The sequence below is a fragment of the Desulfovibrio sp. ZJ746 genome (assembly GCF_011039155.1).
Lineage (GTDB): Bacteria > Desulfobacterota > Desulfovibrionia > Desulfovibrionales > Desulfovibrionaceae > Desulfovibrio.
The window spans coordinates 260,896-270,360 of the sequence record NZ_JAAKEK010000002.1; the positions used below are offsets into that span (position 1 = coordinate 260,896).

At 70.5% G+C, this 9,465-nt stretch carries 9 protein-coding genes and 1 pseudogene; 5 read left to right on the forward strand and 5 right to left on the reverse strand.

What is annotated here, in order from left to right:
- Positions 1 to 33: 33 nt before the first annotated feature.
- From G7Y54_RS05540 to dinB, 5 genes are all read left to right on the forward strand, one after another.
- Positions 34 to 426 carry a DoxX family protein gene (locus tag G7Y54_RS05540; protein ID WP_165078289.1) on the forward strand — a complete coding sequence of 131 codons (393 nt, stop codon included), beginning with the start codon at positions 34 to 36 and terminating at the stop codon, positions 424 to 426.
- A gap of 151 nt (positions 427 to 577) precedes the next feature.
- The gene (rpmE, locus tag G7Y54_RS05545) at positions 578 to 790 is read left to right on the forward strand and encodes a 50S ribosomal protein L31 (protein WP_165078290.1); all 213 of its coding nucleotides are present in this window, start codon (positions 578 to 580) and stop codon (positions 788 to 790) included.
- Complete coding sequence (locus G7Y54_RS05550) at positions 777 to 1,775, forward strand: DUF1385 domain-containing protein (protein ID WP_346773629.1); 999 nt, start codon at positions 777 to 779, stop codon at positions 1,773 to 1,775. The genes rpmE and G7Y54_RS05550 overlap by 14 nt, the downstream gene beginning before the upstream one ends.
- A gap of 25 nt (positions 1,776 to 1,800) precedes the next feature.
- On the forward strand, positions 1,801 to 2,871 hold the full coding sequence (gene prfA / locus G7Y54_RS05555) for a peptide chain release factor 1 (RefSeq protein ID WP_165078292.1): 1,071 nt from the start codon (positions 1,801 to 1,803) through the stop codon (positions 2,869 to 2,871).
- Positions 2,872 to 2,919: 48 nt separating this feature from the next.
- Positions 2,920 to 4,182, forward strand: a complete 1,263-nt coding sequence (gene dinB, locus G7Y54_RS05560; protein ID WP_165078293.1) for a DNA polymerase IV — start codon at positions 2,920 to 2,922, stop codon at positions 4,180 to 4,182.
- 46 nt (positions 4,183 to 4,228) lie between these two features.
- On the opposite strand, the pseudogene G7Y54_RS05565 reads toward dinB, so the two are convergent.
- The 5 genes and pseudogenes from G7Y54_RS05565 to G7Y54_RS05585 form a co-directional block, all read right to left on the reverse strand.
- Positions 4,229 to 4,936, reverse strand: a pseudogene (locus G7Y54_RS05565) (prephenate dehydrogenase/arogenate dehydrogenase family protein); the annotation flags it as partial.
- A gap of 95 nt (positions 4,937 to 5,031) precedes the next feature.
- Positions 5,032 to 6,471: a 3-phosphoshikimate 1-carboxyvinyltransferase gene (locus G7Y54_RS05570; RefSeq protein WP_165078294.1), complete on the reverse strand. Its 1,440-nt coding sequence runs from the start codon at positions 6,469 to 6,471 to the stop codon at positions 5,032 to 5,034.
- Between the two features lies 1 nt (position 6,472).
- The gene (gene pheA / locus G7Y54_RS05575; protein WP_165078295.1) at positions 6,473 to 7,666 is read right to left on the reverse strand and encodes a prephenate dehydratase; all 1,194 of its coding nucleotides are present in this window, start codon (positions 7,664 to 7,666) and stop codon (positions 6,473 to 6,475) included.
- Between the two features lie 2 nt (positions 7,667 to 7,668).
- The gene (locus G7Y54_RS05580) at positions 7,669 to 8,664 is read right to left on the reverse strand and encodes a 3-dehydroquinate synthase II family protein (protein WP_165078296.1); all 996 of its coding nucleotides are present in this window, start codon (positions 8,662 to 8,664) and stop codon (positions 7,669 to 7,671) included.
- Positions 8,665 to 8,666: 2 nt separating this feature from the next.
- Positions 8,667 to 9,464 (reverse strand): 2-amino-3,7-dideoxy-D-threo-hept-6-ulosonate synthase, encoded by a 798-nt coding sequence (locus tag G7Y54_RS05585; RefSeq protein WP_165078297.1) that lies wholly within the window; start codon positions 9,462 to 9,464, stop codon positions 8,667 to 8,669.
- Between the last annotated feature and the right edge of the window lies 1 nt (position 9,465).

Sequence of the window (9,465 nt, forward strand, 5' to 3'; positions counted from 1 at the left end):
GCGGCGCGGCGTCCCCAAAACCCCGGAGCCACCATGTCACTCGCCACCATCCTCACCACGTCCGTTCCCGGCGACTGGGCCATCCTCCTCCTGCGCTGGGTCATCGGCCTCGCGCTTTTGCCCTATGCCGTGCAGAAGATCCGCACGCCCACCATGGCCGAAAAGTTCCCGGCCGTTCTCGGCCTGTCGTCGAGCCTGAGCTTCCATCTCGCCATGTGTGTGGAGACGCTGGCCTCGGTGTGCCTGCTCCTCGGCCTCGGCACGCGCATCGCGGCCGTGGCCGGCATCTGCAACATGTCCGTGGCCTTCAAGGTGAACCACGGGCCCTACCTCACGGCCGCGTCCGCGCCCTTCCTGCTCGGCTTCATCGCCGTGCTCGTCACCGGGCCCGGGCGCTTCGCGCTGGACGCCCTCCTCTGGGGCTAGGGCCGGCGCCCCGACGGGCCAGCGGCTGTGCGGGCCGCCCCGGCTTGCCAAGCGGCCCGGATAGGCTTATAGTATTCGCCCGCCCGGGAGCTCCGGGCGCCATATCTTGCGGCCGGCGCCTGAAACGGCCGGCCGCCGCGAGGACGCCTTCATGAAAAAAGATATCCATCCCAAGGTTTACAAGGCCACCATCACCTGCGCCTGCGGCAACCAGGAAGAAGTGCTCTCCACCAAGGGCGAGCAGGTGCATGTGGAAGTGTGCTCCGCGTGCCATCCCTTTTTCACGGGCAAGCAGCGCTTCCTCGACACGGCGGGCCGCATCGACCGCTTCAGGAAGAAGTACGCCAAGTTTGAACAGAAGTAGCCGGCTTTTCCCGCTGCTTCGCGCCCTTGCGGCGCCCTCGCCCGTGGTGGGGGGCCAGGCCGTCATGGAAGGCGTCATGATGCGCAACGGCGACGTTTTCGGCCTCGCCGTGCGCCAGCCCGACGGCGGCATCCTCGCCCGGCGCCTGCCGTGGTTTTCGCTGACGAGGCGCCCGTGGCTCCGGGCGCCCTTCGTGCGCGGGTTTCCCATCCTGCTGGAGACGCTGGTCAACGGCATCCGCGCGCTCAACCGCTCGGTGGAGATGGCCGACGGCGGCAACGGCGACGCGGCGCCCCTCACGCCATGGCAGATTTTCCTCACCCTCGGGCTCGCCCTGCTCATGGCCGTGGGGCTCTTTGTTGTCGCGCCGCACCTGCTCTCGCTCATCATGCTCTGGCTCGACCTCGGCGGCGACGTGGAAGGCCTCTCGTTCCACCTCTGGGACGGCTTTTTCAAGTGCTGCATCTTCCTCGGGTATATCTGGCTCATCTCGCTGGTGCCGGAGATTCGCCGCGTCTTCCAGTACCACGGCGCGGAGCACAAGACCATCCACGCCTTCGAGAGCGGGGGCCCGGTGGAGGCCTGTGGCGCCCGTGGCATGAGCCGGCTGCACCCGCGCTGCGGCACCACCTTCCTGCTCTTCGTGATCTGCATTTCCATCATCCTGCAGGCGCTGCTCGTGCCGCTGCTGCTCGCCGTATGGACGCCGGAAAGCGCCGTCGCCAAGCATGCGCTTTCCATCGGCTTCAAGCTTTTGCTCGTCATCCCCATCAGCGCGCTCGCCTATGAGCTCATCCGCTACGCCGCGCGCCTGCCTGACGGGCCTGTGGCGAGGCTCCTGCGGACGCCGGGGCTCGGGCTCCAGCGGCTGACCACCCACGAGCCGGACGAGCGCCAGATGGAGGTGGCCGTGGTGGCCCTGGCCGAGGCCCTGGGCCGCGATGCGGACACCGAGATCCGCACGCCCCCCTATTCGCGCCTCTGAACCCCCGAGCCTGCGGGAGAGCCCCATGTTCGCCAAACTCGAAGCCCTGGAAAAGAAATACTTGGAACTGGAAGACGCCCTGGCCCAGCCCGACGTTTTCAACGACCAGGAGCATTACCGCAAGCTCACCAAGGCCCACGCGGACCTTCGCGACATCGTGGAGCTCTACCGCAAGCACCGCGCCCTTGAGCGGGAGCTGGCCGACAACAGGCAGCTTCTGCGCGACGAAGACCCGGAAATGCGCGAGCTCGCCCATGAGGAGACGCGGCGCATCGAGGCCGAGCTCCCCGAAATCGAGCAGGCCCTCAAGGTGGCCCTGCTCCCGGCGGACCCGCTGGACGAGAAAAACACCATCCTCGAGATCCGCGCGGGCACCGGCGGCGAGGAGGCCGCGCTCTTCGCGGCCGACCTGTTCCGCATGTACTGCCGCTTCGCCGAGCTCCAGGGCTGGAAGGTGGAGGTGCTGAGCGAATCGCCCACCGAGGGCGGGGGCTACAAGGAAGTCATCTGCCTCATCGCGGGCAACAAGGTCTACAGCCGCCTCAAGTTCGAGGCCGGGACGCACCGCGTGCAGCGCGTGCCCGTCACCGAGACGCAGGGCCGCATCCACACCTCTGCGGCGACAGTGGCCGTCATGCCCGAAGCCGAGGAGGTGGACGTGGAGATCCGCCCAGAGGACCTGCGCATCGACATCTTCCGCGCGTCCGGCGCGGGCGGCCAGCACGTCAACAAGACCGAGTCGGCCGTGCGCATCACCCACATCCCCACGGGCACGGTGGTCACCTGCCAGGACGAGCGCTCGCAGCACAAGAACAAGGCCCGGGCCATGAAGGTGCTGGCCTCGCGCATCCTCGCGGCCGAGCGGGAGCGCCAGAGCTCGGAGCAGTCGGCGGACCGCCGCGCGCAGGTGGGCTCGGGCGACCGCTCGGAGCGCATCCGCACCTACAACTTCCCGCAGGGCCGCTGCACCGACCACCGCATCAACCTCACCCTCTACTCGCTGGACCGCATCATGGAGGGCGAGCTTTCGCCGCTGCTCGACGCGCTCGCCACCGCGGCCCAGGCCGAGGCGCTCAAGGCCCAAGCCGAGGGCTAGGGCCGGCCCTGCGCAGCACGGGCGCGGCCGCGCCCGCCGGAGACCGCCATGATCCTGCACCTGGACATGGATGCGTTCTTCGCCTCCGTGGAACAACTGGACGACCCCAGCCTCAAGGGCAAGCCGGTCATCATCGGCGGGGACAAGCGCGGGGTGGTGTCCACGGCCTCCTATGAGGCGCGGCGCTATGGCGTGCACTCGGCCATGCCCATGGCCACGGCCCGGCGCCTCTGCCCGCGCGGCGTCTTCATCCGCGGGCGCCACGGCCGCTATTCCGAGCTTTCCGCGCGCATCATGGAGGCCCTGCGGGGCTTCTCCCCCTCTGTGGAGCCGGCCAGCATCGACGAGGCCTACCTTGACGCCGGCGGCCTCGACCGCCTTTTCGGGCCCCCGGAGGCGCTGGCGCGCGCGGTCAAGGCGGCCGTGGCCGAAGTGACCGGCGGCCTCACCTGCTCGGTGGGCATCGCGCCGGTGAAATTCCTTGCCAAGATCTGCTCCGAGGTCAACAAGCCGGACGGCGTCTTCATCCTCGCGCCCCAGGAGGCCGACGCCTTCCTGCTCTCGCTCGAGGTCACGCGGCTCCCCGGCGTGGGGCGGAGCATGGCCGCGAGCCTCGCGGCCCTCGGCATCACCCATGTGGCGCAATTGCGCGGCCTCCCCCGGGAGTTTCTCGAGCGGCGCTACGGCAAGTGGGGACTGGTGCTCCACGACCGCGCCCATGGCATCGACCCGCGGCCGGTGACGCCCGGGCACGAGGTCAAGAGCGAGGGCGCGGAGCGCACCTTCGCCCGCGATGTGCGCGACCGCGACCTGCTGGCCCGGGCGCTCTTCGCGCATGCCGAGCGCGTGGGCGCGCGCCTCAGGCGCCACGGCCTCGCCGGGCGCACCGTGACCCTCAAGATCAAGTTCGCGGATTTTCGCCAGATCACGCGCTCGCGCACCCTGGGCGGGCGCACGGACGCCACGCGCACCATTTTCGAGACCGCGCGCGGGCTCTTGGAAGAAGAACCCCTGGGCCAGCCCGTGCGGCTTATCGGGCTCTCGGTCTCCGGCTTCGAGCAGGGGGCCGAGCAATTGTTGCTCCCGGGCGCCGCGCGAGGTTCCGCCCCGCAACGCCCGGGGAGCCTGCCGGCCCCGGAGGAGGAAGCGCGCCGCCGGCGCCTTGACCGGGCGCTGGACACCCTGCGCGGGCGCTTCGGCAAGGACGCCGTGCAGCGCGGCGGCATCCACGGCGCCGACCTTTCCGGCGAGACCCAGGATCCGCCCCCGGGCGGCCCTCTTCAGCCCGGGGGCACGCGGCGCCCGGACTAAACCCGCCTCCCGCAACGCCGGCCGTGCCCTTGCCGGCCCGTGCCCCTTCCTCCCACCACCACGCCGCGCGGTGGCAGAGCAGGTCGATGTCGCCGGCCGCGGCCACATTGAGCATCTTGCGGTACTGGCGCACGGCCTCGAGGCTGTGGGCATTGGCCTCGAAGAGGCCGCTGAAGAGCTCCGCATCCTCGGTGAGCATCTTGGCCGCGGCCGCCCGCCGGCGCTCGAAGGAGGGCGTGAGGAAGGGCAACAGCTCCTCCTCGCCCGCGAGCAGCGCGAAGTACGCGAGATTGGTGATGAAGTTGGTGTTCTGGATGCGGGCCATGGCGCGATCGTGCGCGGCCGCGGAACAGCGGAAGGTGCGGCAGCCGAGGGCCGTGAAAAAGCCCTCCACCCGGGCGAGGTGCGCCTCTTCCGCGCCCTTGCCCGCCACCACGGCCACGGGCTGGTCGGCCCCCGGGGCGGACTTGGGCCCGAAGAGCGGATGCGTGCCCACCACCGGCCCCCCCCAGAGGCGTTCCATCTGGCGCAGGGGCCGCTCCTTGACCGAGGTGATGTCCGCGAGCACCGCCCCGGGCGCAAGCTGCGCCGTCACGGCCTTTGCCACTTCGGCAAACACGGCCGCGGGCACGCAGAGCAGGGCGAGGTCCGCCCCCGCCAGCGCCGCCTTGAGCGCTTCTGTGGTGAGCGGCTGATCAACGCCCGTGACATCAAGGCCGGCCGCCCGCGCCCGCGCAAGCAGCATGGCGCCCATGCGCCCCCGGGAGCCGACGATGGCCGCCTTTCCGGGGGCACCGGGGCCCAGGGACGGGCGCTGCCCCGGAGCGGGCGTTTCTCCCTGTTCCGCAGTCATGAAAGGCGGCTCCAGAGCTCCCAGAACCCGGGGAAGGACTTGCGCACCACCGTGGGGTCGTCGAGGCGGGCGCGCACATCGAGCTTGGGGTCGCGCAGGCCGAGGAGCGCCAGCGACATGGCCATGCGGTGGTCGTTGTGCGCCGAGAGCGTGACGCCCTCGCGCAGCCGGGGGGCGTCGGGCCGGTTGCGCACATGCCCGGCGAGGCCGCCCATGCCGCTCACGAGCAGGCCGTCCGAGAGCGCGTCCACCGTGACGCCGGCCTTGGCGAGCTCCTCGGCAGGGGCGGCGATGCGGTCGGACTCCTTGAGGCGCAAGTGCGCCACGTTGCGCACCCGGGTCGAGCCCTTGGCAAAGGCCGCGAGCACGGCCACCGTGGGCACGAGGTCCGGGCAGGCGCCCATGTCGAGCTCAACGCCGTGCAGCTCCGTGGGGGAGACGGTGACGGCGTCCGGCTCCACCTTCACGCGCGCGCCCATTTTCTGGAGGATGGCGAGCATGGCGCGGTCGCCCTGGAGCGAGTCTGCCCTGAGGCCCTCCACGCGCACCGGGCGCGGGCCGAGGGCGCCGGCCGCGAGAAAGTAGGACGCGCCCGACCAGTCCCCTTCCACCACATAGTCGCCCGGCCTGTAGGCGCCTGGCCACACGGTCACGCGCAGGCAGCCCGGGGCGGCGTCGCGCAGGTTGCGCCAGGCCGTGCCGGTGAGGGATTCCCACGGGTCGGAGAGCCGCGCGCGCATGGACACGCGAAAGCGGATGCCGAAATCCGTCAGGCACTGGAGGGTCAGGCCCACATAGGGCCAGGACACGGCCTTGCGCCCGGCGAGCTCCAGCGTGAGCGGCGAGGGGCACATGGGCGCGGCGAGCAGCAGCCCGGAAAAGTACTGGCTGGAAGATTCCATGCCCACGCGCACCACGCCGTCGGCGAGCGACGGCGCGAGCCCGCAGGCCTGGAGCAGGAAGGGCGGGCAGCCCGGCTTGCCCTCCCACGTGACGCCGGCGCCAAGGCGCACGAGCACGTCGCAGAGCTCGCCGATGGGGCGCTCGTGCATGCGGCCCTCGCCATGGATGCGGAACAGGCCCGCGCCCGCGGCGAGAACGGCGGTGAGCAGGCGGCAGGTGGTGCCGGATTCGCCCACGTTGCAGGCGAGCGGGCTCCCGTGGCCCCCGCGCGGGGCGCCGGCCATGCCTTGAACACGCCAGCCCGTCGGCGCGCCGCCGGCGTCGCCCTCGTGCAGGGGCTCCATTTTGGCGCCCGCCTCGCAGAGGATGGCGCGGGTGCGCTCAAGGTCCGCGCTTTCAAGGGTGTGGCGCACACGGGATTCGCCGTCGGCCAGGGCCGCGCCGATGAGGTAGCGGTGCGAGAGGGACTTGGACGCCGGCGCCGGGATGATGACCGGCGCTTCGGCCGCGTCCGTGCTGTTCTGGTCAGTCATGTCAGATACCTTCTTCGTCGTCGCGGGCGCCGGCATCGACGCTCATGCGGTCGAGCTGGGGCCCGGTTGGATAGGTACCGAGGATGCGGAAGCTGGCGCAGGCGTGGCCGAGCTGCTTCAAAAGCTCCGCATGGCGCGGATGGTCGAGGTCGCTCTCCACGTCGGCGAAAAAGACATACTTGCCGAGCTGCCCGTGGAGCGGCCGCGACTCGAGCTTGCGCATATTGATGCCGTTGGCCGCCAAAAGCTCGAGCACGGTGGAGAGCGCGCCGGCCTTGTCCGGCACGGTGAAGAGCAGCGAGGTCTTGTCCGCGCCCGACTGGCCCCCGGGCGTGGGCCGGGGCACGATGGCCGCCCGGGCCGAGGCCGCGCGCGGGGCGATGATCACAAAGCGCGTCCAGTTGCCGGGCTCGTCCTCGATGCGCCTGGCGAGCACGCCAAGGCCCAGCATGTCGGCGAGCTTGCCGTTGCCGATGGCGGCCGCGCCGGGCTCCCGGGCGGCCCGCTCGGCCGCCGCCGCCGTGGACTCCACGGGCACGAGCGCCGCGGCCGGCAAATGCGCGCGGAGCCAGCCGCCGCACTGGGCCAGCGGCTGCGGGTGCGAATACACCGTGCGCACCCTTGCGAGGCTCGGCTCGTTGGAGAGCAGGCAATGCGAGATGCGCGAGAAGAGCTCGGCCTCGATGACCACATCATGCTTGAGGAAGAGGTCGAAGCTCACACCCACCGTGCCCTGAAGCGAATTTTCCAGCGGCACCACGCCGAGCTCGCAGGCGCCGGAGCAGACCTCCTCAAAGACGCCCGCAATGTCCCGGCAGGGATGGAAGCTCGCCGCGTGGCCGAGGTATTCCACGCCCGCGAAGTAGGAGAACGTCCCCTCGGGCCCGAGGTAGGCCACGTTCTGCGGCCGCTGGAGCGCCCTGGAGGAGGACAGTATCTCGCGCCAGATGGCCCGCAGGTGCGGCTCGGGCAGGTCGCCCGGGTTGCGCGCGGCGAGCGAGTCCAGAAGGTCGCGCTCGCGCAGGGGCTTGAAGATGAGGTCGCGCCCCTCGGCCTTGATGCGGCCCACCTCGCGGCTCAGGGCCGCGCGCCGGTTGAAGAGCCGAAGCAGCTCCTCGTCCACGGCGTCGATCTCGCCGCGGATGGCGCCAAGGCGCGCGCTTGCGTCCGCTCCCTCATGCGTCTTCGCGCACATGCTCAGACCTCCCTGATGTCCTCGGCGACGCGCATGCCGAAATGCCGGCCGGCCCCGCCCTTGGCGTCGTCCACGCGGCAGAGCACTTCGTCCCCGGGCTCGAGCGCCACCACGCTCACGGGCTCGCCCCTGGGCGTCACGAGGCGGATGGTCTCGGCATTCTGGAGAAAGACCGCGCCCTTGACCGGCCCGTTCTCTCCCGGCACTTCGGCCTCGATGAGCAGCATGGGCCTCACCTCGATCTTCACGCGCCCGAGCGTGGCCACGCCCGTGGAGCCGTCCGCCGAAACGATGAGTACTTCCTGGCCGGCGCGCAGCTCGCCCAAATAGGTGGTGCGGTCATGCGGCAGGCGCACATAGGCATGCACCGCGCCCGCGTTGACGCGGAAGGGCCGGGAGGCCACATATTCGTTGTGCTCGGTCTCGGCGTGCACGAGGAAGGTGAAGGCGCTGGCATTGCCCACCAGCATGCCCTGCCCGCGCTGAAGCAGGGAGAGCGTGTCCGCGCAGACGCGGTGCCCGAGGCCCACGGGCTCCACGCGCGTGACGCGCGCCGGCACGAGCGTTTCCTCCCCCTGCGAGAGCTTGCACTGCGCCACGATGGCCTTGATGTCGGATACGGCCGAGACCGGCACCACGATGCCGGCCACGCCGCGCTCGAGGATGCCCGCGGCGAGCCTGGCCTGCTCGAGGTTCGCGGCCTCGACGAGCACGTCGTCGCTCTGGGCGAGGAGGTTCTCCACCGGGATGATCTCCCAGCCGGAGGCCAGCACCACGCGCTCGCCGGCGCGCAGGCGGGCAAGCGCCTCCTCCTCGTCCGCCTTGGCGGCGAGGCTCATAAGCGGGGTCTCCTCGTCGTTCCAGACCTCGCAGCGCGAGAGCGTGGCGGCCTGGGGCGCATGCGCTTCCGGCACGATGACCCCATCCACGCCCGACTCGAGCGCCAGGGTCAGGCTCTCCTTGTCATAGGGCACACAACGGAAATAGATGCGCGGCATGACTACTCCCCAAGGATCTTGAGGGCCTGGTCCACGGTGGCGTTTTCATGCACGATGGCGCGCAGCGCCCGCACGAGCTCCACGCGGCGCGGATGCTGGAAGACGTTGCGGCCCATGGAGATGCCGGCCCCGCCCGCCTGCAGGGAGTCATACACCATCTGGAGCACGGCGCGGTCGGAGTCCATGCGCTCGCCGCCGGCGATGACCACGGGCACGCAGCAGTTGGCCACCACGTCGGCGAAGCTGTCCACATCGCCCGTGTAGGAGACCTTGACGATGTCCGCGCCGAGCTCCACGCCCACGCGCGCGCAATGGGCGATATTGGCCGGGTCAAAGCTGTTCTTCACCTGCGGGCCGCGCGCGTAGACCATGGCGAGCAGCGGCATGTGCCAGTTGTCGCAGGCTTCGGCGATGGCGCCCATGTCGCGCAGCATGTCGCGCTCGTTGACATCGCCCAAATTGATGTGCACGGAGACCGCGTCCGCGCCGTGCTTCAGGCCCTCTTCCACCGTGCCCACAAGGGTCTTGGTGTTGCCGTTGGGCGAGAGCGCGGTGGAGGCGGAGAGGTGCACGATGAGGCCGATGTCCTTGCCGGCGCTGCGGTGCGAGCAGCGCACGAGGCCCTTGTGCATGAGCACGGCGTCCGCGCCGGCCTTGGCCATGTCGTTGACGGTCTCGCGCATGTCGATGAGGCCGTCCACGAGGCCCATGGTCACGCCGTGGTCCATGGGCACGATGATGGTGCGGCCGTCCGTGCGGTCGATGATGCGCTCCATGCGAACCTGTTTGCCGAGATACATG